We start from the raw sequence: 23,291 nt of genomic DNA on the forward strand, positions 1-23,291 counted from the left end.
GGAATTCTAAAAACAAATCCTCAGGGAGTTGTGAGCTTTTTAGATAGAAGGATCTACTTTGCTTTTTGAAAGAGGGGAGAAAACATAGGTGTCTGGAAAAAAGCAGAAATGTTTGCTATATCGTGTTGAGTGGGGATTGTTCGTTGATAATAGAAGGCTTTTTGGAAAAAGTGGGAGATGAAGATGAAATTAGAAAAGTTATACCGATTTTCTGCAGGATGGAAGGGGTCCCTGAAAAGTTGTGCGAGGATTTCATAAAAATATCGCTCAGCCATCCAAAAATCGGGCTATATTTACTTAAGCCAAAAGAAATCAGCGGTTGGTTGCTTAGAAGAAGGTAGCTAAAAAATTTTAAAAAAGTTAGCTTCCGCAGATTTTTCGTAGTTCAGCTGGGGGCTTGTAAGCTTCAGGCTTCATCATGCTGACTACTTCTTCTGAGTAACCGGCTTGTTTTATTCTCTCTGGAGAACTTATGAACACTGCCTGGCCGTTGCACTGAATTTGAGCAGGGAATGGCATTGGAAGGCCCGTATATGAATGTAACCTCGGATCCTTGTATCCGAAATAGACTGCAGAAGGTGGATATAATGTGTGATTCTTGAATTCGATATCCTCCATTGCTTTTATTACTGAATCTATATTCTTTGGATCTCCAACTTTTTCCATTGCCTCTTTTATGCGATACATCTCTGAGTAGAAGACGTGAGAGGAAATGTCAACAGATAAACCTAATGATCTGGCTTTTTCGATGAAAGGTCGCGTTAGTGGGCTAACTGGCGGGATATTGGGAGCATCGTATGCTCCACTAGTTATCACACCCAATGCTGCTCCACCGGTTAGATTCCAGAAGACGCTCCAGTGATTCGGACCTCCCCATAGAACGATTGGAATGTCCCTTGCACTGGATGTCGCCCACTGCTTAACGAGTGTTACTGTGTCAGTATACCAGCTTGAACGCACGAAAATATATTGAGCACCTTTCGATTTGGCCATTTCAAGCATTGGTAGGAAGTTCTTCTCACCGACAGCTATGTTAACAATGTATACAACTTCCAGTTCGAGTTCATCCCTTATCCAGTCTTTCATAGCTTTTGTTTCAGTAGATCCGAAGGGTGTTACATATTTGCACCCCTCCCTACTGCAAAGGGTCCAGGCAGCATCTTCAAGGAATAAGGCCACCTTCTTGACACCCATATACAGCTTTGCATCTTCGAAGAACGGCTTTGTCCAACCGTAGTGATGTTCTGGACTGAAGCGATAAAGAAGCACATAGATTGGCTCAGAGGTGAGGATAGATGAACATCAATGACATAATAGCAGAGAAAAGAAAGAACGTTGAAGACATCGAAACAAAAATTGCTCAACTCAATAGAAAATTAAGCTTCTCCACCTTGAGCGAAGAAAAGAAGAAAATCATGGAAGAGATAACAAAGCTGGAAAAGCAGAAGAGAGAAAGTGAATATTAGCTTCAGAAATTACAAGACGAACGTTTAAATGAGCTTGCTGAGCAATTGAGGAAGAGAAGAGAACAAGAAAAACAAGAAGAACGCTTAAGCACTATATTGCCTCTAGTTGAGGAATTTACACTCAAAGTTTGCTTCAAATGCACTAAAAAACAAATTGTGAGGCCTTTCTCACGAAAAACAGATAGAAGATGCTTCCATGCATACTTTCAGAGCTACTTAATCACTAATTTTTTAAGAGAGAGTTATGCAGATCGAGAAAAGAGCAGTAGGATTGAACACCTTCTTTTCGGTTTGCGAGAGATGCAAATTCAAGACTGATAACTGCACAAAAAACATCGATCTATGCATACTCTCAGAGACCTGCTTCTATCTCAGAAAAATTGCCATTCTGTTAGAGCACATTCAAAAAAAGCTTGATGACTCGCTGTAAGATTTGCAGAAGCCCTTACAGGGAGCAAATTGATCAAATGCTTGTGGATAATCGAGCATACAACGAGATAATCGCTTCCTTCCCAGAACTTTGCCTAAACAAAGTCAATCTTTCAAATCACAAGAGGCACATTTATCCGAGCATGATTGAAGAGGCTCGAAGGAAATACGATTCGCATGTTAATGAACTTGCATCTAAAGTCTTAGATGAGATCACCGCTCTGGATAGCGTTATAGCCAAGGCTTATTCGATTTTTTCAACTTTCGACTTTGAAACAAAGCCAAGAGTTGTGGAGGTATGGACAAACGCTCTCCTGCGTGCTATAAAGCTTAAAAACGAGATTTTAGCGCTGAAAAGTCCACAGAATGAATTTGAAAAAATTCTTGAAAATCTGTGGAAGGAGGATGGAAATGAAGAGGGAAGAATTTAGAAAATTGAAGAGAGTTTTAAAAGTTGAGAACGCTAAAGACGTTCAAAGAATTTTGAACACGCTTTCAGCTCTCGTGATTACTGAAGCAATAGATCGAGAAATTGCAGAGACTTTGTTGAAAATTCTCGAGTTACAGGTCAGAATTCTTGAAATTATAGAACTCGAAGATGTTGAGAAGCTCGAAGATGCAAAGAAGGATTTCAACCCTCATACTTAGATACCAGAAAAAATCTTATTTTTGAAGGTGAACTTTCTCACATGTCATTACCAGTAAGGGTGAAGATAAAGTGTCCAGGATGTGGAGAGTGGTTTGAAACTGGCTACTGGGCTTCTATAAACCTAATGGTTGAACCTCTAAGCGAAGAAGACGTTGAAGAGAGAGTAACACATCAATGCCCTCACTGTGGAAAAAAGATCTTTCTACCACCCGATCTCTTGGTGACATCCGAGAAGTGGTTGATTTTTGAAGCGGATCGGGAGCAGGAAAAGATCGAGATCGAATTTCTCGATTGATTTCTTTTTTAGTTTACTCTAATCAAATCTTTTTTGGTTTATTTCCACAGTATTTTTCGATTTTTGTAATAAAAGCATAAATAATGTTGTGCGGTAGTTTGCTATAGATAGTATTAGTTTATATAAATACAAGAATGGTGATAAAATGAAGAAGAGAACTTCAGTCTATATCGATGAGGCTTTGCTGGATTTTGCAAAGAAAGAAGGTATTAACTTGCCAAACTTACTCGAAGAAGCGATTAAATCTTGTAGAAACGGTAAAAAACTGGCAGAGCGGGTGACTCGTAATCATCAGGTTGCAGGTTCAAACCCTGCCCATGGCTTGTCTATTTTTGAAATTAGGATAAAAGCTGGCTGTATTTGGTCTTTTATGGCTTTAATGGACTTTTCTACAAAAGAAGAGATATTTGAGACGTTTTGTTTTAGCCAGTCGTAAAGCTCCTTATCTATGGTCAGATGCAATCGAGGTCGTAAGCGGTTCGTTTGGCTTTCTGAGCCTTCTGAAGACTTTTTCTTGTGTCCGGATATGGAAAATGTTGCAGAAAAGAGACAATACGGAAGAAAAGAAGTGGAAATTCGGGGGAAAATATGTTGTGGTGAATCTTTCTTTTCTGAAATTGGTCTAAAATAAGTTGTCCTTATAGTAAATGGCCGATGTAGACGGATCCAACTTTAAAATAGGAAAAACTTATATACTGCCCTACTAATGGAAAAGAAAACTTAAAAGGAGGGTTTGAATTGGCGGAAATTACAGAAGTTAGAATATACAAGTCGAAGGGAGACGGAAACGTAAAGGCGTATGCCTCTGTAAGCTTGGACAATGAATTCGTTGTGAAGGGTTTGAAAGTTATAGAGGGTGAAAAGGGGCTTTGGGTTAGCATGCCCAGCAAAAAAGGAAAAGATGGGAGCTATCAGGATCTGTTCCATCCGGTAAGTAAGGAAGCCAGAGATAAGATTGTTGATGCTGTGCTAAAAGCCTACCATAATCAGGAGTAAACATCGAATTTAGATTTTTGAGAAAATTTTTTATCGTTTTATTTTAATCTAATGGGGTTATTTAGGAAATTCGTAGAATAACAATTCGGAAAACAAGTTGTGCTTAAACTAAAAAATTAAAAAATTAAAAATCAAATCGGGACGAACTTTGTTCCGTAGTAGATTATCCCTGCTTCCCCCTCTTCGCCGTATCTCCTGAATGCCTTTTTGACTTTCATTCCAATCTCAACTTTGTCCGCACAGACTTCTGCAAGGGTCTTTGCACCATTGTTTAATCCAATCATCGCAATGATCCTACTATTAACAACTGTGTAGCTCAAAATAATTCCCTCATCTGGAAACTTCTCGTCCCTTAGCTTACTTCTTCTTCTGCATCTCGGACAAATTTCCCTCTTGGGATAATAGTAGCTTCCACAGTTTTCGCAATAGCTACCAACAACATCGTAGCGATATTTGATTTTCCGCCAAAATCTCGGAACCATAAGATCACCTCGAAAGGATCGTAACTACTGCAGTCGCGCCCGTGCCACCAACATTCAAAGCGAGAGCTTTTTCAGCATCAACCTGTCTTTTTCCAGCTTCTCCACGCAACTGCAAAACCAATTCTACAATTTGTCTTATTCCAGTTGCCCCTACAGCGTGTCCACAGGCTTTAAGACCTCCTGAAGGATTTACTGGAATCTTTCCGCCAATCTCCACCTCACCTTCCCTTATAAGCTTCGCTCCCTCCCCCTTTTTTGCAAATCCAAGATCCTCATAAGCCAATAGCTCTGCAATCGTGAAAGAATCATGCACTTCTGCAACGTCTATTTGCTCTGGCCCTATTTTAGCAATTCTATAAGCATCTCTTGAAGCTTTTGAAACGGCTCTCATTGTCAAAAGATCCTTGCGACACTGCAAAGCCAAGTAATCACTCGCTTGAGTGCATGCCTCCACGAATACTGGGGTGTCACAGAGTTTTCTTGCTATATTCTCATTAGCCAAGATCACCGCTGAAGCTCCATCGCTCAATGGAGCGCAATCTAAAACCTTCAGGGGTTCTGCAACGAATTCGGAAGATAGGACATCTTCAACCTTGATCTCCTTTCTGAATTGAGCCTTCGGGTTGTGCACAGCGTTTTTATGATTTTTAACCGCGATTCTTGCCAAGTCCTCCTCAGTTGTGCCAAATTTATGCATATGGAGCCTTGCAATGATTGCATAAAGCGCTGGAAGATTTGCACCAACAAATCTCTCCCATTCCTGATCGATAGAAGTAGAAAGAACACCCATAGGATCAACGGAGTCCGTGACCTTCTCCACTCCTGCGGCAATCACAACATCGTGCATTCCTGAGGCAACAGCCATGAAAGCTTGCCTAAATGCAGAGCCACCGCTTGCATCTGCATTTTCTACCCTAACAGCTGGGATTCCAAATTCAGCCAAGCCAGCGTGATCTGCAATTAAAGCGGCGATGTGTTCTTGATCTATGAATTTCCCTCCGCTCATATTTCCGACATAGATTGCTCCAATTTCTTTGCCTTCGATCCCACAATCGTTCAAAGCCTCAATTCCCGCTTCGAGGAATATGCTTCTAAAGCTTTTGTCCCATAGCTCACCGAATTCGGTGCATCCGACTCCAACAACCGCGACTTTCATTTTATCATCCTCCTATGCTTCAGGTAAAGTGCATAATCCAAGTAAACTCCGTTGTTCGCCTTGTCCCAGACTGTGGCATTTCTAGGATACTCCAGAATCTTGTCAGTAACCCTTATTGCAAAGGCGTCACTTCCCGCTCCAGAGCCAAATGAAACAAGAAGAATTCTCTGATCCGGCTTTGCTATATCCAAAATTCCACAAAGTCCAAGCAATGAAGAGGCAGAATAAGTGTTTCCAATCGCTCTTACAAGCATTCCCTGAGCAATATTCTCCTCTTTGAAACCAAGCATACTTGCCGCTCTCACGGGGAATTTAGCGTTCGGCTGATGAAAGACTGCGTAATCAAAATCCTTCTCGCTGTAGCCACAAATCTCCATCAATTTCCTTGCTGCAGAAATTACATGTCTAAAGTAAGCAGGAGCACCAGTAAACCTACCGCCATGGCTTGGATATGGCTGTAGATCTCTTCTCCAGAAGTCCGGTGTGTCGCTTGTGTAAGAAACTGTTGCCTCTATCTCTGCAATTGGATCCTTACCGATTATGATCGCTGCTGCTCCAGCTCCTGCAGTATATTCAAGGGCATCCCCTGGCTTCGCCTGAGCTGTGTCGGAACCAATTGACATTCCGTATTCGATCATTCCGGCCTTAACCATGGCAAAGCAAAACTGCATGCCAGCAGTTGCAGCTTTGCAGGCAAATTCGAGATCTGCACAGAAGTAATAGTTCCCTATACCAAGAGCTTCGCCAACAATTGTCGCTGTTGGTTTTACAGCATAAGGATGACTTTCAGACCCGACAAAAACTGCACCAATTTTTTCTGGTTTGATTTTCGCTCTACTTAACGCCTCTCGTCCAGCTTCAACTGCCATCGTTGCAGTATCCTCATCCAAATCCGGAACAGACTTCTCTTTAACCCCTAAACCGTTTTTTATGGCTTCAGGATCCTCTTTCCAGATCCTGGCTATTTCTTCAACCTTTATCCTGTATTTTGGAATATAGGTGCCGTAAGATACTATCCCAATCACAGAAAATCCCTCCTTAGCCTACCTATCATCTCACCAACCTCAAGTTCCGTGCGAATAAGCGGAACTTTTTCTGCTTCCGCAATTCTAACCGCCATCTCATCAACTTTCTGGATCCCATGGAGAACTACAGCCGAAGGCTTCAAACTTGAAACTCTTACAGCTACCATTGGAGATCTTCCACTCGTCACTTTTGTGAACACCAGTGCCCTTTCACTTGTGAAGCCAAAAAGTCTGTAAAAGTCGTATGCATTAAACATCAAAATTGCGTTAAGGCTGTCTATTACAGTATGACCGTTTATAGTCTTTTCAAAGTTGTTCAACCTTTCTCCTTCAATTTTTGCACAGAATTCCTCAACACTTACACCCCTAAAATACTCTGCAAGGTCAATAATTGCTGAAGAGAGGTCAGGTAATTCCCGATACTTGGAAATTATTGGATTAGCTCTCTGGGAATCAAGCTCTATCAATGCTAAAACAAATTTTTTTATAAACGTAACACCCGGATTTCTCCTTCCAGCTTCGTAATCGCTTATAACAGACGGAGATATTCCGAGCTTTCTTGCAAGCTCGCTCTGAGAAATAGAAAATATTTGCCTCCACTTCTTCATCGCTTCTCCATGATGTTCTGCCAAAACTATCTCGCCACAAACTCGCTCTGCAAATCTTCTGTGCTCCACAAGACTAATTTTCCACTCTGCTTATAAATTTAACTAATTGACTATAATTATTTCGACAATTGTCTAACTTTTTCCCACTTGTAAAGCTCCACGACGTCTGCAAGCGTCCTGCCCTTTTCCTCTATTTCACCCCTAATTCGATCTTCAGACTTTTTAACTTCAAATGCTCTCCTCGCAATCTCGTAAGCTCTCTGCTTTGGAATTACCATCACTCCGTTATCGTCCGCAATTATCCAGTCTCCTGGATTTACCTCTATGCCCCCGCAAATTATCCTGACGTTGATCTCTCCAAAACCTTTGGGCTCACCTGCATTTGGAACTTCTCTTTTTGCAAAAAGTGGAAAGCCCAAAGCCCTTATGTCGTCAACATCTCTAACAGCACCATCAATAATAACCCCTGCAATCTTCCTGTTGAGACAACTTCTTGTCGCAAGTTCCCCCCAAACTGCTGCAGTATCACCGGAACATTTTATTACAATCACATCCCCCTCACCAGCTACGTTTATAGCTTCCACTGGCTTGGCCCAGTCTCCATCCATCGTGCTTACAGTTACTGCCTTGCCAACAATTTTTTTACCGCGAACCAGTGGATAGATTCCGCTCATAGCTCTTGCCCGATGCATCGCATCGCTCACGTTTGGTGTTGAAACTTTCATTAAAAGCTCTCGTGTCTCTTCATCCATGCTCTTTTTAACGTAAGTACCGGCCTTTTTGTCAATTGCTTCCCTAACCCTTCTGGCGGATTCAACGACATTTCTCGACTTTACTATGTTGCTACCAACTATAACAATCTTTGCCCCCAAAGAAACGCAAACTGATGCTCTTTCTGCATCAAGTCCGCCAGCTACAGCAATGGGAAGGTTAACACTTCCAACAACATTCTTTAAAACTTCGAGCGGATCGATTCCGATCATCTGCTGATCAATGCCAACGTGAACATTCAGGTAATCTACACCAATTTCCTCAAGCTCCTTAGCTCTTTTTACTGGATCAGGATGATTTATCAGATCTGCCATGATCTCACAGCCATACTTTCTACCTGCGCGAATGGCTTCGGCGATAGTTGCATCATTTGATAGTCCAAGAATTATCACAATATCCGCACCGCTTTTTGCGGCCATCTCTACCTCAACCGCTCCTGTATCGATGGTCTTCATGTCCGCAACGATTTTATGATCTTTAAAAGCTCTCTTGAGCTCTCTAACCGCGTTCATACCTTCACTTTTAATTAATGGTGTTCCAGCCTCGACCCAGTCTGCCCCACCCTTAATCGCCTCATCGGCAATCTCAATCGCCCTCTTTAGCTCCAGTAGATCCAGTGCAACTTGGAGTATTGGTTTATCCATAATATTATTAAAACAGGAAGGATTTAGTCTTTTCTATGAATTGCAGAAAAGTTTATAGAGAGTAACGTTTAATAGTTATAGTATGAGACTGAAAATGAGATACTGGTCTGGGCTTGTTGGAGATAAAATTGAAACAATTGAAGTTGATTTAAAAAATTCAGAGTTTAGAATGGTCCCTTTCACCCAGCTCAAGCCCCTTATAGCTGAAAAAGATACTCCCGTGGAAAAGGGTAAACCCGCAATTATTGATGTCCAGAGGATTTCGCTTCCACCAAACACAATGATTGGCTGTCTAAACGAAGCCCGCCATGCACTTGGGACTACGATAAGCGTTATCGAATACGGAAGACCCTCAATGATTGAGGAAGACAAATGCATCAGCCAAGCAGTTTTTATTCCGGTAGAGAATGGTATTATTAAGAAGTGTGACTTAATTGGGGTTATTAAAGTGTTTTTTATTAAAACTGGATTTGTAGGTAAAACTCTTGGATTGGGTCAGCAGAAATTTGAGGTTATCAGCGAACAGAGAACTGGTAGAATTACTTGGAAAGAAAATGGAAACCTGATCAGAAAAACCCAAAAGATGACTGACACACTATACAGAAGGGTCCACATCGCTCTGCTGGAACCCGTAATTGCAGATGAAAGCATAATAATTAGAAAGAATGAATTGACAAAAGTCAAAATCCGGTGTCTCGCTCTGCCACCGAACACAGTTGCGACGCTAACGGGCTTTATGGGCAACGCATATGGTTCTCTTATAGATGTTATCCAGAAAGGAAAACCAAAGAAGGTCGAACAGGAGAGAAAACTGACTCATGCGATATTTTTACCAATCGAAGACGGTAAAATCGAAGAAGGGGACATGCTCGGAGCCCTTGCAATATACTTTGTTGACCTTGAAGACCTAAAAGCAATTGTAAAGGGGGAAGAGAGGTCATTTACTACCGTTTACAGGAGCGGAAAAGGTGTGATAAGAACAACTGTAAAACTACCACCCTATGGTTTCAGAAGATCCCCCGTAGCGAGATGGGAGCTACTAATTGCGAACGAGAACAAAAGGGTTAAAGCTGGGGAGGTCTGTATAGTTTCGATCAAAAAGATAAAACTCCCGAAAAATACCATAATTTCAACCTTCGGTATGATGAGACATCCATTTGGTGTAGTCATAGATACGATTCAAAGGAGAATGGCCAAAGTAGAGGAGGAAAAAGAGATTGAAAAAGCCGTGTTTTTACCTATATCAGATGGCGAAATTCGAATGGGCGAACTTCTCGGCATCCTTAACATATACGACGTGGAAGTGAAAACAACAGAGAAATTGAAGAGCTGGCTAAAAGAATGGATCGAGCATAAAGAAGTGACTTCTCCAGCTTTGCAACCTTAATTTAATATCTCTGCTGAGAAGATCACGAAAAGAGAGAATAGAACAGGTAATGACCTTCGAAAATTCCCATAGAATGCCAAATTTCTTAAATTTCAAAACCAAAAAGACTTACATGGCTCGCATTTTACTAAAAATAAAAGAAGTGTCATCCCGCCTCCCGGATTTGAACCGGGGACACCGGGATCTCCGCTTGCCAGCGGAGTGGCAAACTACAGTCCCGCGCTCTCCCAGGCTGAGCTAAGGCGGGTAATAAGAGTTGAACTTTTTGCTTAAAAATATTACGCTCCAAGCTTGATTGTTTTCTCCGAAGAATTTATATTCATCTCAACGAAAAAAGCAGAGGATGGAGGCGGAAATAACGAAAGCAATAATTGAAGAGGCCACAAAGGACTGGTTGAACTATGCAAAAAGTGATGTAGTCATAGTTGGCGCAGGGCCAGCAGGACTTACAGCTGGAGCTTATCTTGCAGAAAAAGGCTTAAAGACTATAATTTTCGAACGAAGACTTAGCTTTGGCGGTGGCATTGGGGGAGGTGGAATGCTTTTCCACAAGATTGCGCTTGAAAAAGATACAAAGGATATCCTTGAGTATTTTAACATACGGACTGTTGAAAAATCCGGGCTATTAATCTGCGACTCTTCAGAATTCATGGCAAAACTTGCCTCGAAATGTATTGACTGTGGAGCAAAGATCATTCCTGGAGTGTCGGTTGACGATGTCATATTCAGAGAGAATCCACTTAGAATTACTGGAGTCTGCCTACAATGGAGTGCGGTCGAATTAGCTGGATTGCACGTGGATCCGATCTTTGTGGAGTCAAAAGCTGTTGTAGATTCCACCGGGCATGATGCAGAAGTTATTGCGGTCGCATCAAGAAAGGTTCCGTTAAAAATTGCTGTTCCTGGCGAAAGATCTGCGTTTTGTGAAGTTAGTGAATCTCTAGTAGTTGAAAAAACTGGCAAAGTTGTTGAGGGGCTTTATGTTGCTGGAATGGCAGTAGCGAGTGTTTATAATTTGCCCAGAATGGGGCCCATATTTGGCGGAATGCTGAAGAGTGGAAAAAAAGTTGCAGAAGTCATTGCAAGAGACCTTAAATGAAATGTAGCTGTGGAAGAATTGCAGAGTTTAAATGTAGAAGATGCGGTAGGGAAATTTGTAAAAAATGTTACTTCGACCATGGTCTATGCGTTGAATGCTATAAGAAGCTTCGCTAATCCTTCTGCCCTCTGTAGAATTCTCTGAGCTTTTCTTTTATTTCCTCAGGGTCCTTCGTCTCAAATCCGAAATAGGATGCAAATGCTTCTGTTGTAGTAAGAATTGTTGATCTTCCTTTCTTCTCAACATTTATCAGCTTTAGCTCACTCAGCTTCTTCACGTGATCGTAGCATTTATTTCCTCTAATCTTTGCAAGCTTTGCAAGCGTTATAGGCTGTTTAAGCGCAATAACAGCGAGTGTTCTTAGAGTTCCACGATCCAATTCTCTTTCGGTGAATCTCTCAACTATTTCCATGAATTCTGGCCTAACTCTCATTAAATATCTCTCTCCGACTTTTACTATCTCTATCGCGGAGCCCATTTCTGCATATTTCTTTGCAATGGACTCAATAGCCTTTTCAACTACTTCCGGTTTCTCTTTCAAAATTTTGCAAATTTCAGAAATCTCCAAAGCCTCAGGAGAAGAAAAAAGAATTGCTTCAACAGCTTTTTCCAGCATACTACGCCCCAAATTTCTTTGAAAGATTTAGCAAGTCAAAAGCTACGTTCAGAAGATCCATTCCTCTGATCCTGCAAAGTCCACCTTTCGGAGCGTCAAACTCGGTGTATCTCTTAACGTCATCGACCCTAACACCTTCATGCACAATTGAAACCACGACTGGATCGGCAGTATGCTCACCCACGCTGACGGGAGTTGAGTGATCTGATGTGACGATCAAACAGTTCTTCGAGAAATCCAGCTCTAAAAGTTTGCCCAAGTGTGTGTCAAGCTTTTCAATAAACTCCACTTTCCCATCAAAGTCCTTATCGTGCCCAATTTCGTCTGGAGCCTTTATGTGAAGCAGCACTACATCGTAACTCTTTAGCAAATCCAAAGCAGTGCGTATTTTTGAACCTATGTCCGTCCTTTTATTTCCCGTCGCCCCATATGGAGTTATGGCTTCTCCACCAACTATTTTACCAACCCCCTTGATGAGGGCCGTTGCAGAAACGACCGCAAGTCTTAAACCATACTTATCCCTAAAGGTTGGAATTTCTTTCATAAGGCCTGCGCCTCTTAAAAGAATGGCATTCGCCTTGGGTAATCCTCTTTTTTCCCTTTCAGCGTTTAATGGATGGTTTTCGAGAACCTCGTGAGCCTTCTGCATGAACTCATTTACAACCTCAGCTATATCTTTTGCGTGTTCATTGAGAGGTATGCATTTTTTCACTTTCTCGCCAACAACCTTTGGATCCGTCTCAGTAACATCTGCAGATAAATTTCCTCTAAAAACTACAACCGCTCTGTGTCCCGTAGCCTTTGCAACTTCAAAATCCAAGGACAGGTCTATTTCGTTCAGAGCCTTAACAAGATCTTCAGTTTGTTCTATTCTTCCCGCTCTTCTGTCCACGACTACTTTATCAAAAACACTGCCATTGCCAACGACTGTTGCGAAATTTGCTCTGAAAGCAACGTCACCTGGCTTAAGAGATATTCCTACTCCTGCAGCCTCAATAGGTCCCCTTCCCGTATAAAATTTAAATGGATCGTAGCCAAGCAAAGCCAGATGGCTCGTATCACTTCCTGGCCTTACGCCCGGGGAGATCGTATCCATTATTCCGTTTACACCAAACTCTGCAATCTTATCTAAATTTGGCTTCTTTGCCACCGACAAAGGAGTCTTACCTCTAATCGGCCTATCCGGTAGTCCGTCTAATATGAACATCAGAAGTGGCAAACGATCACCCCCCGTAGAGATTAGAAAAAAGAATTTATAAAATCATCGTTTGCATAAAGTCCCATCAACTTGGGAATGCGAAAAGCTATAAACAGAAATGAAAAAAGTATAAAAAATGAGATTATTAACTGTTGGGATCGGTTTGAGGGGGGCAAAGATAGCGGAGCTTTTCTACAAACACGGAGTAAAAGTCAATAGAGTCCCTCTATTCAAATGCTTTGCCGTGCTAAGTGATGAATCGCAGATAAGAAGTGTCTCAATTGGAGATGATCGAAAGTATTATCTAAGAGATCGAAGAGGAGTTCCGGGTTTTATCAATGCTCTGACAAAGCATTATGAAATATGGGAGGGAAATTTGGTTATAACATCCCTTGAAGACGATTTTGCTTTCGAAGTTTCTGTTGAGTTCTGTGAAAGATTAAAGTCCTTTTCGGAAGACCCTGTCATTTATCTCACCTTGATCCCAAGTCTTGGAGATATCGACATACGCGAGATAAAGAAAAAAGTGAGGGCAATTCAGAGAATATCAGATATAATTATTGCATTTGAAGGAAAGGCTGAATCGGACTCAAAAATTCTCAACGCTCTAAATCTGCTCGCTTTAGCCGGGGAAGTGGACATCAAGAGAAGAATTGCCGGAGAAGTGGTTGTTGATACCTCAGACGTTTTCAATGCCCTTAAATCGGATGGATTTTCAGTTGTAGGCTTTGCAGAACAGAAGATATCAAATCTGAACACATTTAAAAAGGGTAGCGAACTGAAGGCTATAAGGACGAGAAGAATGCTAGAACTACTCGACAAAGCAATGGAGAATCTGAGCATAAATGGAGATTTGGCTGGAGCAAAATCGTCCTTGATACTCTTTTGCGGTCCAAAGGATGAAATAACCATGGAAGGTATTTTTGAAGCCATAAACAAGGTTGAAAAACTCAATAAAGATATGGCAATAAGATATGGCGACTGTCCGATTTCCCCTTCGATGATATCGAAAAAATTAGCAGTAGTAGTTCTATTTTCCGGACTCAGAAGCTTCAAGTTTTAGTGAGAAAAGTTTATACAAAACCCCAGTTTCGACCAATTTTCGCTTGATCCTGAACTTAAGCAGTTGCAATGCTTTCTCATCAACCACAAATTCTATATCTCTATATTTCACATCCTTAAGCAGAAGACCGTATGGTGGAGATGGATGAACTCTTTCCCGATGTTGTTCTGGTATCAGCATTTTTTTAAACCAATCCAAGTCCCTTGTTTTTCCAACTTGCTTTAGTGCTGTTACTATGCAACGGACCATGTTCCAAGTAAAAGCGTTACCCTCGATTTCAAAGATTAAAAAGTCCCCATCTTTTATTATTTCTGCTTTATAAATTGTTCTTTTTCCACCTTTATAACCCCTCGTGAAATTCGAAAAATCCCATGTTCCATGAAGGAGCTTTACAGCCTCTTCAATCGTGGAAAGATCGAAATCGTCATCATAAAAAACGTATGTGTATACTCTGCTTGTCGCTTTTCTCGGGTTAAAATTTTCTGAAACCTCCGCAGATGCCCAAGCAGTTATATCGGATGGCAGTTCTGAATTAAGCATTCTTGGAGTTATTTTCTGTTCACTATTAAATGCCACTACCTGACCAAGAGCATGAACTCCCGCATCAGTTCTGCCTGCAAAACTCAATTTCGATTCAATTCCAAAATTTTTTAAAGCTTTCAGAACTTCTCCCGCAACAGTCCTACGATCTGGCTGATATTGACTGCCAAAAAAATTATCACCGAAGTATGCGATTTTTATCGCATACTTCATGCCCTTCTTAAGAAAGTATTCACGACTTCATTTACACTGTGAAGCATTTCACGAACAACGTTCTTAACGTTCTTTTGACCCTGATAAAATCCCACTGCCGCTCCAACAAGGAAAACGAAACCAATTTCATCGAGTTTATACTTTTCCTTCAATTGAAGTAAGTCATTTACCTTGCTTTCCGGCAGACCTTCTACAGTGCTCGGTTCTTCTTCCTTGGAGCTCAAAAATCTCTCATCAACAGACCACTTTGCTTTCAACTCTTCAAATGCATCCATCAATATCGATTTTCTCGTTTCCACGTCCATGATCTAAGTAATCATAAAGTTTAAAAATTTTTCTCTCCAATGTGGAGAGATTTGTTCGTTTTTTCTATACTTAGCTTCTTTTCAACTCCAAAAATAGCTCTTATGGCATCAACGTTTTCTGGAACGACTATAGCCTCCTGATGCACTGCCTGAGTGACAAAAAGATCATTTCCGTCAATGGCTATTGATTCAAGCCATACGACGTTTTCAAATAAGTCATACCTCATTCTAAGCTCTCTTGCAAACTCTATTATTTTTGCTGTTGATGTAAACCCGTCCTTTTCAGATACAAGCATAATTCTTGGTTCCTTTTCCAGTGCTGAGATAATGTCCTCTCTGTTAACTTTTTCCTTCATCTCAATGGAAAGTGAGTGAACATGCATCAGAGTCGTTGGAAGCTTAAAAGCTGTGGTAACTATGTCGACATCCGGGAGAACAGTCTTTACATCTTTGGCGTGATGCGATGGTAAAGAGATCGGATCAGGCATTATAGCGTTTGTTAAACCTCTTGCATCTTCCTTAGGATCTGCTATTCTTCGCAATATTGTTGCCCTAACCCTGCCGATCCTGAAATTCGTCTTTAGCTGATAAATCAGTCTTGCCAATGCAGTGGTATTACAGCTGACAACCCTCACAAATCTTTTGCCTTTAGCCTGATCGTAATTGGCAAGAGCATTAAAAGAAACTTCTGCAACTTCTTTTTTCTCTCCTCCCTGGAATATTCCTTTTATTCCAATCTTCTCGTAGATTTTTTTATTCTCAGCTCCAACCTTATCTGGGCTACAGTCAACAACAATGTCTGCCTTTGCAAGAAGATCATCGATCGTCCCACAAATCTCAATCCCTGCTTTCTCAAAAGCATCAATGTTATCCTTCTTTGCTACATAGAGATCAAACTTCTTTGATGCGATTTTTGCTTCAAAGTCTGGTTTTGTCTTTGTAACCCCAACAACCTCCATATCGTCCTGAAGAGCGATTGCATCCGCCACTCTTTTACCTATAGTTCCATATCCATTTACTGCTACCCTGATCTTCATCAAAACACCTCCATTACTGCCTTGTGAGCTACAAGATCTATTTCCAAAATTTTCCCTCTAATTTCCTTCAAACCTCCAAGAATATCCCAAATTTTAACAAGTTCTCCATCAACCTTTATTCTGACCACATCTTCCATTAGAAGTTCACCTCTGGCTGAGAAGACCTTCGATTCGCACATGAACTCCGTGAGGCAAAAGGTAAATAAAAACTTAGCGGAGGATAAATTTTTTGGAGTTAAATTTATATTTTAATTTTGCACCATAAACTCATGAAATTAAAGACAGGTATACCCGGAATGGATGAAATCCTCAACGGCGGAATACCAGAAAGAAACGTTGTCTTGCTGAGCGGTGGTCCTGGAACTGGAAAAACGATATTCGGACAGCAATTTTTGTGGTATGGACTTCAAAATAACGAATCCGGAATTTATGTTGCTTTAGAAGAGCATCCTGTTCAAATTCGACATAATATGGCCACTTTTGGCTGGAATGTGAAAAATTTTGAAGAAGAAGGGAAGTTTGCTCTTGTTGATGCTTTCACCGCAGGTGTTGGGAGATCAAAAGAGCTTGAAAAATACATAGTGCAGGACTTAGGAGATGTAAGAGAGCTAGTAGACGTTTTGAGAACAGCTATAAAGGATACAAACGCAAAAAGAGTTGTTGTAGATTCAGTAACCACCCTTTATATTACCAAACCGACTCTTGCAAGAAGTATAATTCTGCAGCTGAAGAGATTCCTCGCTGGTATGGGATGCACCTCAATATTTGTAAGTCAGATTAGCGTTGAGGAACGTGGTTTTGGCGGTCCAGGCGTTGAACACGGGGTTGATGGAATAATAAGACTTGATCTTGACGAAATCGATGGAGAACTTAAAAGATCTGTTATAGTATGGAAAATGAGGGGGACAAGTCATTCGATGAAGAGACATCTGTTCGAGATCACTTCCAAGGGAATCGTTGTTTACCCGGACAGAATTTTAAAGTTGAGGTGATAAAAAATGACCGAATTAGAAATTCCGCTTAATCCAATTGGAAGAGAAGACATCCACAAACTCGAGAGCACCTTGTTATTTGCGACCCTATTCAGACAAGAAGTTCTGGAATTGATAAGGGATCCAGCTGAAAGGCTAACATGGGTTGACAGTTTAGCTGTAGCTGCGGGTTCAATTGCACGGGAGAAGGCAAGAATGAGTGTAAGCGAGATTGCAAGAGAGCTTGGAAGAACTGAGACAACAATAAGGAAGCATTTAAAAGGTGAGAGCAAAGCGGGACAGCTTGTAAGAGAAACCTACGAATTACTAAAGCAGGGAAAGCTGAATGAGATCTTAAGCTTCATTGAAAATTTCCAAGAGATTGGAAAAATGAGAGAGGAGATCCAAAAATTAAAAGATGAGAAGCAAAGAATCGAGCAGGTAGTTTTTGAGTTAAATAAGTTCAAACTGGAGTTGGAAGAACTATCAAAGAGAATTTCCGAGTTGAAAGAGAAAATAGAGAGAATCGTTGCTGGAGCTGAGGGAAAATCTAATTAAAAAATTTTAAAATCAACACAAAATCACGAGGTATATGTGCGTTCTGAATTCGAACGAAATTAGACAGAGGATTGAAAATGGGCTTATAAGAGACTTCATAGACCTAAATGTCCAGCTACAGCCAAATGGATTTGATTGCACTTTAAGAGCTGTGAAAAAACTGCGATCTGCCGGAAAAATCGATTTTGATAACAGTGAAAGAGTGTTATCTGAAAGCGAGGAAATTCAGTTTAAAGATTGGGTCTTTTTGCCCCCGGGGGTTTATAAAGCTGTCCTCAATGAAATTATAAAACTTGACGAAGATCTAATGGCAATAGCAAGACCGAGATCAAGCCTTGTGCGATGCGGGGTGGACGTTATAACCGCGGTATGGGATGCTGGTTACGAAGGTAGGAGTGAAGTCGCAATTGCAGTGCTAAATCCCTACGGAGTTTGGTTAAAAAGAAACGCAAGAATAGTTCAGCTTGTTTTCATGAAACTCTGTGCAAAAACAAATAGGTATTCAGGTAAATATATACAAGAAAATATTTAATATTTTGGATCAAAAAAGAGCGAGAAAAATACCTTTGCGTCCTCAACCATGTTTTCGATTTTACAGTATTCATTTGGCTTATGAGCTGTTGAGTCTGTGGTGCACCAGGCAACAGCCTCTCTAAATCCCTCTTTCCTTAAGAAAGAGGCGCAGGTATTCCCACCAATCCCAAAGAGTTTTGGTTTGAAACCTCGAAGTCTCGAGATAGTTTCAGAGAGTCTCAATACTATCTCAGCGTTTTCAGGTGTTTTCGGTGAACTCGAACTCTGAACAATTTCAACATTTATTTTTTCCTTATCTTTGATCTCGTAGAATCTCCTTACGCTTTCAACATAATCTATGACTTCCTCAAGCGAATACTGAGGTAGAATTCTGCAGTCCATATAGCTAACGTCAACGCCCGGAATTGTGTTCACATTATCAACGTTTTTCTCCCTTTTTGTAGGTTCAAATGTCGAATATGGGGGATCAAAGAGTTCATCCCTACCATTGAACTTGGAATGTAATTTTTCGTCCAAGTCAAGAATGAACTTCATTGCCCTCCTCGAAGCGTTCTTTACTGGTCTGCTTGCATGGGATTGAACTCCAAAAACTTCGAACTTAAGCCAGAGAATGTTCTTCTCTGCAATCTCTATAAGTTCTCCCTTTGGAGATCCAACGTCAGGAACAATAAAAAGATCTTCCTTTGAAAAAATTCCCTGCTTTATAAGATATTTAACCCCATAGTTGCTTCCACTCTCCTCATCAGAGACGAAAGCAAGTCCAAGATTATACTTTGGTTTAATATTGGAATTCAAAACTGCAATTCCTGCAAAAAGAGATGAGACTATGCTTTGCCCGTTATCTTCACTTCCCCTACCATATACCTTTCCGTTTTCAACCACTGCCTTGAAGGGTGGAGTTCTCCAAAGTCTTTTGTCACCTTCTGGAACAACATCCAAATGCGTAATTATCCAGATTGTCTTATCCAAGACACCCTTAACCTTGGCCACTATGTTCGGTCTTACTCCACCCTTGGCACGATCGTCTCTCGCATCAAATCTTTCAACGTAGTCGAAGTCTTTTAAATACTTCATGAGCAACTCCGCCTTATCCAACTCTCCGTCTCCACCAAAGTCTGGCGAAATTGCCTTTATCTCAACTAATTTGCACAGAAGCTCAACCATTTCTTCTTTCATTTCTTCTAAGCTCTGCATAGGCATTCGCTCTCTAAGCGTTTTTTCAAGTTCTTCGCCACTTCAAGAGCGTTAACATCCTTTGTTGAGGAAATCAGAATTTCGAGTTCTGCAATAATAGGAGCTATATAATAAAAATCCTTCTTAGAAGTTTTGTATATCTCTTCCAGCCTTTTAACCTTCATAATAGAGACAAAGTCCTTTGAAAGCTCATTTTTTAGTTCCCGGAGCAAAATCGCAATTTTTTTACCGCACTCAGTAAGCTTTATCACTCTGGTTCTGCCCTCAAGTTTGCTTTCGATTATGCAATTCCTCTCAAATTCGCTGATGACTCTCGAAATGTGGCTATAGGGGGAGTTCAATGAGTTGGAAATCTGAAGTGGATAAACTTTTTCTCCTTTCTCTTCAGCTTCGAGAATATTAAGCAAAATTTCTACCGTCTTCTCATGGAGAAATAGTCTGGACAGCATCCCGACCACATAAACTCCAAAACTACCGATATTTTAAGTTTATCACCATTATAAAAGATTGCGGTTGTTCAGCATGATTCATATGTAGAGCCCTGAATTCAGCCAAGGAATCAGAGCCATGGTAACTGCGAGTCTTGAAAGTTCTGTTCTTGAAACTGCCCCTCTGCTCAGGTAATACACTGCCCCGAATTTCTTGCCCAAATTCTTTATTCCTGAAATTTTTTCCATTGTTTCTCCAACTTCCACACCATTTAGAGCTTTCTCAACGACTTCCTTAGGATACTCAAAACCTGGTCCAAACCCGAGTGTGAACCGTTCGCCATTGTAAACTGCTGCTACCTGAAAATCCATATAACCAGTGATTGTGTGCTTTATTGCCATAAGCCCGGCTTCAATTCCAACAGAAAAGTCAAATTCTGGTGAATAACTCTTTAAAGCTCTTTCTATAGCTCCAGCGATCGTTTGCTCGTTAAAAGGTTGTCTGAAAGGGGTTGAGACCTTTACACTCACAACTTCGACTTCATTAAAGAATTGTCGAAAAGCAAGCCTCGTGCCTTCTATTTTTGTTGGATTTCTTGAACCAACTACAACCTTCATACTTTCACCCTATCAAAAAGGAGATAAACGCCTTTGTACGCCAATATGAGCTTTTTTCTTACACTATTTGACAGTCTAACCGCTCTTGCCAACTCTCTCGGAACCAAATCTGAATTAACTATCCAGACAAGAAATTCTGAGTGAGGCAGGTCTTCAGCTGACTCAACCTTACGGTATATCCTGAAATCGCTTCCAAATTTAAAACCTGTCTTAACAACAAACCTTCTTCTCTTTAAATCTTTGTAAACACTGTATTTTTCTTGGAAATCGCTTATTTCTTTTATCGCTTCATAAAGCTTCTCTATAGAATTGAGCTCAAGAAAACCAGACTCCAGCAAATAAAGACTTTCGAAAAGGGAGAGAACAACTTTACCCCCAACTTCACTGCCATAGAAATACTTTCTGAAGATTTCAACGTTTTCCGTTATAACTCTATCCTTCAAAATTCTTCCACGAATCTTTGGCAACTCCTCCAGCTGTTCTCCATGCAATTCAGGTTCAGAAACAAGGTAATACGTGATTTCGCTTTCCTCATCTACGATCGCAAGAACAATTTCACGATATTTGCGAAGCTCCTCCACTAATTTATCAAGCTTAATAATATTTTTCTCTGAAATCGGATAAAAAACTCTTTTTGCAAATATGAACTCGTTTTCTAACTTTGGTCTGTAGCCTTTGCTTCTTAAGTCCTCGTAAACGAAGTAAAATTCCGGATAAGACGCCAATTTTTCTTCAATCCATTTTTTCAGCTCTTCCATTTCCGCAAAAAAAGCTTTTCCCTTCATTTGGAGGTAAAAAGCCTCTATTGGGTGTAAGTAGATCTTTTCTCCTCTTTTGACTCCAAAGCCCTGTCGTTCGATCTCTGGATTAGCGTTGAGTTCAGCAAAATCTTCAAGAAGCTTCCCTCTCATAGCTCAACTCCATAAATCTTCTCTATATTCTCCTTGCAAATTTTGTATATAAAATCCTCGCCAAAACCATGCTCAAGCAGTTCTTTAACCTTTTTTGGAACAGTCTTAGGACCGAGCACCGCTCCAGGACGTTTTGGATCATCTATGTAATCCGTTTCAAGCACAAAGCGGTCTCCTTCTTTTGCAGCTGTGAGAACTTTATCGTCTCCAGCAAGAACCGACGGAAATATTCCTATTTGCTCAAACTCTTTCACTTTCGGAGGACTGAAATGCTTCACAACTTTATCTCTCTTTAGTCCAACCCCATCAGCCATCTTTGCAATTTCCATTCCCATTTCGAAGTTATAGCTTTCTGTGTGTAGCTGAACCGCACAGCCAACTTCTTTCGCGATTTCGAAAGCATGCTTCATCACTTCATTGCTCAGCCTCCATACGTGGGCATCGACACGATAATGCGGTCTACCACTCTTGATTGCAATCGCTTCACCTTTAGCAACATACTCGCCTGCGATTGTTAGGGCTTCCTTCATGATCTCGGCAGCTTTTTCAAAGCCAAGTCTTGGACCAATGATTGTAATCTCCGCTGGATGAACACCAAGGACCGCATAGGCTTTCACAATTTTGTTAGCCTTTCTTACCAAGCTGAGATGCTCTTCAAAGACCTTTACAAAATCTTTTCCAGTTTTTGGCACAACATCGTAGTGATGCGCTAATAGCGATACAAGAAGAACATGAGTGCCTCCTGCTTGCTTGAATTGCTCCAGAGCTTTGAGCTTGAGATGCTTGTATATGTGCATGTGGTTGTCGGTTATGATCATAAAAAGAAACCCATTTTGGATATTTTTAAATTTTTCTGGGATATTCGACGTTAGTGCCAGCCCCAAGTGTATTCTAATTTCTAAATCTTTTTTTCAATCACAATTCTCTACCAAGTTTTTTACCGAGATCCCTCACTGTGCTGAGTGTTGTAGCATCCAGCTTTTGAGCTCTCTCAAGTTCCTTGATTATCGTATGGATCTTCTCAAACATAACTATGGCTTTTTCGGGTTTTTTAACTCGGATGTAAACACTGCAAATCTGAATTAGAGCACTTAGAAGTTTTAAAATATTGGGAGTTCCATAAAAATTCTTCCTTAATTCGTATGCTTCCAGCAGAAATTCTTCGGCTTTTCTGATATCGAAATCAAGATAGTATAAACCAATCTCAAGAGATGCAATTGCAAGAAGTTCGTTATAATTCGGATCTCTTGCAAGTTTTCTGATCTCTGAATATAGAGCCTGAATGATCTCCTCAAATTTGTCTTCGGAGTAGCCAAGTTCTCTAACATGCTTTCTCAACCCTTTTAAACCAGACTTTCCGCTTCCAATCAAAGATTCCGTGATTTCGGGATAAACACAGATATTGGAAGAAATACCAAAAAGAACAGAAGTAAGATCTTTAAAGCAATATTTGGACAAGATAAGACTGTAAGTTTCCTCAGAAAGTCTTCCATTTTTCTCATACTCTTTCAGAATTCTCCCTTTTTCTTCGCTGCTGAGCTTTTTCTCAACTTCGACTGCAAGCTCTTTGCCAAGTCTGCCTTCAAGGATCTTTATGATCCTGCTTCTGACGATTTCTCTCATTGTTTCTTCGATCATCAGATCTCACACCCTTCGAGCATTTAATTAGCTTTGTGTTTTCAGGGTTCCCAAGTTAATGGAATAGAAAAATTCAATAATGGTGTTGCTGAAGGAAGGGGATCAAAGAACACGTAAAAGATTTAACATTATATGACGAAAGCTAAAGCTATGAGACTCGAAGAAATAATCTCATTGCTTGAAAAACAGCCAATGAGTGCAAAAGAAATCTGTATCGCCTTACAGTTTGATCCCTCGCAGGAAAAGAGTGTGGTTGAGGCAATAAAGAAGGCTTCGAGAGTGCTAAAGAGAAAAGGCAAACAAGTGCTCATGGAACCACCAAAGTGCAAGAAATGTGGCTTTGAATTCGAAAATCCGCATCCAAGCAGATGTCCAAATTGTAAAAGTGAATGGATCTCTCCAGCGAGGTTTTATGTCCAAAAAATTGGTGAAAAAGCTTAAATGATCTTTTGAGCATTTC

33 protein-coding genes and 1 tRNA gene are annotated in these 23,291 nt (G+C 40.7%); 15 read left to right on the forward strand and 19 right to left on the reverse strand.

Annotation, left to right across the window (positions count from 1 at the left end):
* Positions 1 to 65: 65 nt before the first annotated feature.
* Positions 66 to 341, forward strand: a complete 276-nt coding sequence (locus tag QXI54_01815) for a hypothetical protein (GenBank protein ID MEM0301890.1) — start codon at positions 66 to 68, stop codon at positions 339 to 341.
* A gap of 19 nt (positions 342 to 360) precedes the next feature.
* Here the strand turns inward: QXI54_01815 and QXI54_01820 are convergent, their stop codons facing one another.
* Positions 361 to 1,194 (reverse strand): ABC transporter substrate-binding protein, encoded by an 834-nt coding sequence (locus QXI54_01820; GenBank protein ID MEM0301891.1) that lies wholly within the window; start codon positions 1,192 to 1,194, stop codon positions 361 to 363.
* 101 nt (positions 1,195 to 1,295) lie between these two features.
* Between QXI54_01820 and QXI54_01825 the strand changes: the two genes are divergently transcribed.
* From QXI54_01825 to QXI54_01855, 7 genes are all read left to right on the forward strand, one after another.
* The gene (locus tag QXI54_01825; GenBank protein MEM0301892.1) at positions 1,296 to 1,466 is read left to right on the forward strand and encodes a hypothetical protein; all 171 of its coding nucleotides are present in this window, start codon (positions 1,296 to 1,298) and stop codon (positions 1,464 to 1,466) included.
* 244 nt (positions 1,467 to 1,710) lie between these two features.
* Positions 1,711 to 1,896, forward strand: coding sequence for a hypothetical protein (locus tag QXI54_01830; GenBank protein ID MEM0301893.1), 186 nt, complete (start codon positions 1,711 to 1,713; stop codon positions 1,894 to 1,896).
* On the forward strand, positions 1,883 to 2,326 hold the full coding sequence (locus QXI54_01835) for a hypothetical protein (protein MEM0301894.1): 444 nt from the start codon (positions 1,883 to 1,885) through the stop codon (positions 2,324 to 2,326). Before QXI54_01830 ends, QXI54_01835 begins: the two co-directional genes overlap by 14 nt.
* A complete protein-coding gene (locus tag QXI54_01840; GenBank protein MEM0301895.1) occupies positions 2,307 to 2,543 on the forward strand; it encodes a hypothetical protein in 237 nt (78 codons plus the stop codon). The genes QXI54_01835 and QXI54_01840 overlap by 20 nt, the downstream gene beginning before the upstream one ends.
* A 41-nt stretch (positions 2,544 to 2,584) precedes the next feature.
* Positions 2,585 to 2,839, forward strand: a complete 255-nt coding sequence (locus QXI54_01845) for a CpXC domain-containing protein (GenBank protein MEM0301896.1) — start codon at positions 2,585 to 2,587, stop codon at positions 2,837 to 2,839.
* 145 nt (positions 2,840 to 2,984) lie between these two features.
* On the forward strand, positions 2,985 to 3,275 hold the full coding sequence (locus QXI54_01850; GenBank protein ID MEM0301897.1) for a type II toxin-antitoxin system CcdA family antitoxin: 291 nt from the start codon (positions 2,985 to 2,987) through the stop codon (positions 3,273 to 3,275).
* Positions 3,276 to 3,577: 302 nt separating this feature from the next.
* Positions 3,578 to 3,835 (forward strand): SpoVG family protein, encoded by a 258-nt coding sequence (locus tag QXI54_01855; GenBank protein ID MEM0301898.1) that lies wholly within the window; start codon positions 3,578 to 3,580, stop codon positions 3,833 to 3,835.
* 131 nt (positions 3,836 to 3,966) lie between these two features.
* Here QXI54_01855 and QXI54_01860 read toward each other — a convergent pair whose 3' ends face one another.
* From QXI54_01860 to hxlA, 5 genes are read right to left on the reverse strand one after another with little or no spacing between them, the layout of a single operon-like run.
* Complete coding sequence (locus QXI54_01860; protein ID MEM0301899.1) at positions 3,967 to 4,317, reverse strand: Zn-ribbon domain-containing OB-fold protein; 351 nt, start codon at positions 4,315 to 4,317, stop codon at positions 3,967 to 3,969.
* A gap of 4 nt (positions 4,318 to 4,321) precedes the next feature.
* A complete protein-coding gene (locus QXI54_01865) occupies positions 4,322 to 5,473 on the reverse strand; it encodes a thiolase domain-containing protein (protein MEM0301900.1) in 1,152 nt (383 codons plus the stop codon).
* Entirely contained in the window at positions 5,470 to 6,498 is a 1,029-nt protein-coding gene (locus QXI54_01870; protein MEM0301901.1) for a hydroxymethylglutaryl-CoA synthase, read from the reverse strand. The genes QXI54_01865 and QXI54_01870 overlap by 4 nt, the downstream gene beginning before the upstream one ends.
* Positions 6,495 to 7,175, reverse strand: coding sequence for a helix-turn-helix domain-containing protein (locus QXI54_01875; GenBank protein ID MEM0301902.1), 681 nt, complete (start codon positions 7,173 to 7,175; stop codon positions 6,495 to 6,497). The genes QXI54_01870 and QXI54_01875 overlap by 4 nt, the downstream gene beginning before the upstream one ends.
* Positions 7,176 to 7,222: 47 nt before the next feature.
* Complete coding sequence (gene hxlA / locus QXI54_01880) at positions 7,223 to 8,521, reverse strand: 3-hexulose-6-phosphate synthase (protein ID MEM0301903.1); 1,299 nt, start codon at positions 8,519 to 8,521, stop codon at positions 7,223 to 7,225.
* A gap of 82 nt (positions 8,522 to 8,603) precedes the next feature.
* On the opposite strand from hxlA, the gene QXI54_01885 reads away from it, so the two are divergent.
* Entirely contained in the window at positions 8,604 to 9,908 is a 1,305-nt protein-coding gene (locus QXI54_01885) for a DUF22 domain-containing protein (protein ID MEM0301904.1), read from the forward strand.
* A gap of 148 nt (positions 9,909 to 10,056) precedes the next feature.
* Here the strand turns inward: QXI54_01885 and QXI54_01890 are convergent.
* Positions 10,057 to 10,155, reverse strand: a tRNA-Tyr gene (locus tag QXI54_01890).
* A gap of 96 nt (positions 10,156 to 10,251) precedes the next feature.
* Here QXI54_01890 and QXI54_01895 point away from each other — a divergent pair.
* Positions 10,252 to 11,007: a sulfide-dependent adenosine diphosphate thiazole synthase gene (locus QXI54_01895; GenBank protein MEM0301905.1), complete on the forward strand. Its 756-nt coding sequence runs from the start codon at positions 10,252 to 10,254 to the stop codon at positions 11,005 to 11,007.
* A 112-nt stretch (positions 11,008 to 11,119) separates the two neighbouring features.
* Here QXI54_01895 and scpB read toward each other — a convergent pair whose 3' ends face one another.
* Both scpB and QXI54_01905 read right to left on the reverse strand, forming a co-directional pair.
* The gene (gene scpB / locus QXI54_01900; protein ID MEM0301906.1) at positions 11,120 to 11,623 is read right to left on the reverse strand and encodes an SMC-Scp complex subunit ScpB; all 504 of its coding nucleotides are present in this window, start codon (positions 11,621 to 11,623) and stop codon (positions 11,120 to 11,122) included.
* A 1-nt stretch (position 11,624) separates the two neighbouring features.
* Complete coding sequence (locus QXI54_01905; GenBank protein ID MEM0301907.1) at positions 11,625 to 12,842, reverse strand: 2,3-bisphosphoglycerate-independent phosphoglycerate mutase; 1,218 nt, start codon at positions 12,840 to 12,842, stop codon at positions 11,625 to 11,627.
* A 115-nt stretch (positions 12,843 to 12,957) separates the two neighbouring features.
* On the opposite strand from QXI54_01905, the gene QXI54_01910 reads away from it, so the two are divergent.
* The gene (locus tag QXI54_01910) at positions 12,958 to 13,884 is read left to right on the forward strand and encodes a cell division protein (GenBank protein ID MEM0301908.1); all 927 of its coding nucleotides are present in this window, start codon (positions 12,958 to 12,960) and stop codon (positions 13,882 to 13,884) included.
* On the opposite strand, the gene truA is transcribed toward QXI54_01910, so the two are convergent.
* From truA to QXI54_01930, 4 genes are read right to left on the reverse strand one after another with little or no spacing between them, the layout of a single operon-like run.
* The gene (truA, locus tag QXI54_01915; GenBank protein ID MEM0301909.1) at positions 13,852 to 14,637 is read right to left on the reverse strand and encodes a tRNA pseudouridine(38-40) synthase TruA; all 786 of its coding nucleotides are present in this window, start codon (positions 14,635 to 14,637) and stop codon (positions 13,852 to 13,854) included. The genes QXI54_01910 and truA overlap by 33 nt on opposite strands.
* A complete protein-coding gene (locus QXI54_01920) occupies positions 14,634 to 14,942 on the reverse strand; it encodes a hypothetical protein (GenBank protein ID MEM0301910.1) in 309 nt (102 codons plus the stop codon). Before QXI54_01920 ends, truA begins: the two co-directional genes overlap by 4 nt.
* Positions 14,943 to 14,962: 20 nt before the next feature.
* Positions 14,963 to 15,979: a type II glyceraldehyde-3-phosphate dehydrogenase gene (locus QXI54_01925; protein MEM0301911.1), complete on the reverse strand. Its 1,017-nt coding sequence runs from the start codon at positions 15,977 to 15,979 to the stop codon at positions 14,963 to 14,965.
* Entirely contained in the window at positions 15,979 to 16,158 is a 180-nt protein-coding gene (locus QXI54_01930; protein ID MEM0301912.1) for a CooT family nickel-binding protein, read from the reverse strand. Before QXI54_01930 ends, QXI54_01925 begins: the two co-directional genes overlap by 1 nt.
* Before the next feature lie 90 nt (positions 16,159 to 16,248).
* On the opposite strand from QXI54_01930, the gene QXI54_01935 reads away from it, so the two are divergent.
* Genes QXI54_01935 through QXI54_01945 form a run of 3 tightly spaced genes read left to right on the forward strand, consistent with a single transcriptional unit; the run spans position 16,249 to position 18,040 of the window.
* Positions 16,249 to 16,971, forward strand: a complete 723-nt coding sequence (locus tag QXI54_01935) for a KaiC domain-containing protein (GenBank protein MEM0301913.1) — start codon at positions 16,249 to 16,251, stop codon at positions 16,969 to 16,971.
* A gap of 6 nt (positions 16,972 to 16,977) precedes the next feature.
* Complete coding sequence (locus QXI54_01940) at positions 16,978 to 17,508, forward strand: hypothetical protein (GenBank protein MEM0301914.1); 531 nt, start codon at positions 16,978 to 16,980, stop codon at positions 17,506 to 17,508.
* Positions 17,509 to 17,542: 34 nt separating this feature from the next.
* A complete protein-coding gene (locus tag QXI54_01945) occupies positions 17,543 to 18,040 on the forward strand; it encodes a deoxyuridine 5'-triphosphate nucleotidohydrolase (protein MEM0301915.1) in 498 nt (165 codons plus the stop codon).
* On the opposite strand, the gene QXI54_01950 is transcribed toward QXI54_01945, so the two are convergent.
* From QXI54_01950 to QXI54_01975, 6 genes are all read right to left on the reverse strand, one after another.
* A complete protein-coding gene (locus QXI54_01950; GenBank protein ID MEM0301916.1) occupies positions 18,037 to 19,236 on the reverse strand; it encodes a M20 family metallo-hydrolase in 1,200 nt (399 codons plus the stop codon). The two genes, QXI54_01945 and QXI54_01950, sit on opposite strands and share 4 nt — an antisense overlap.
* Positions 19,224 to 19,685 carry an ArsR family transcriptional regulator gene (locus QXI54_01955; GenBank protein ID MEM0301917.1) on the reverse strand — a complete coding sequence of 154 codons (462 nt, stop codon included), beginning with the start codon at positions 19,683 to 19,685 and terminating at the stop codon, positions 19,224 to 19,226. Before QXI54_01955 ends, QXI54_01950 begins: the two co-directional genes overlap by 13 nt.
* A 78-nt stretch (positions 19,686 to 19,763) precedes the next feature.
* Entirely contained in the window at positions 19,764 to 20,282 is a 519-nt protein-coding gene (yjjX, locus tag QXI54_01960) for an inosine/xanthosine triphosphatase (protein ID MEM0301918.1), read from the reverse strand.
* Positions 20,279 to 21,193 (reverse strand): tRNA-intron lyase, encoded by a 915-nt coding sequence (endA, locus tag QXI54_01965; GenBank protein MEM0301919.1) that lies wholly within the window; start codon positions 21,191 to 21,193, stop codon positions 20,279 to 20,281. Before endA ends, yjjX begins: the two co-directional genes overlap by 4 nt.
* The gene (locus QXI54_01970; GenBank protein MEM0301920.1) at positions 21,190 to 22,011 is read right to left on the reverse strand and encodes a TatD family hydrolase; all 822 of its coding nucleotides are present in this window, start codon (positions 22,009 to 22,011) and stop codon (positions 21,190 to 21,192) included. The genes endA and QXI54_01970 overlap by 4 nt, the downstream gene beginning before the upstream one ends.
* A 97-nt stretch (positions 22,012 to 22,108) precedes the next feature.
* Complete coding sequence (locus QXI54_01975; protein MEM0301921.1) at positions 22,109 to 22,831, reverse strand: hypothetical protein; 723 nt, start codon at positions 22,829 to 22,831, stop codon at positions 22,109 to 22,111.
* Between the two features lie 150 nt (positions 22,832 to 22,981).
* Here QXI54_01975 and QXI54_01980 point away from each other — a divergent pair, with 150 nt between their 5' ends.
* Positions 22,982 to 23,272 (forward strand): transcriptional regulator, encoded by a 291-nt coding sequence (locus QXI54_01980; protein MEM0301922.1) that lies wholly within the window; start codon positions 22,982 to 22,984, stop codon positions 23,270 to 23,272.
* Positions 23,273 to 23,291 lie beyond the last annotated feature (19 nt).

It is taken from the genome of Archaeoglobaceae archaeon (genome assembly GCA_038734275.1).
Lineage (GTDB): Archaea > Halobacteriota > Archaeoglobi > Archaeoglobales > Archaeoglobaceae > WYZ-LMO2.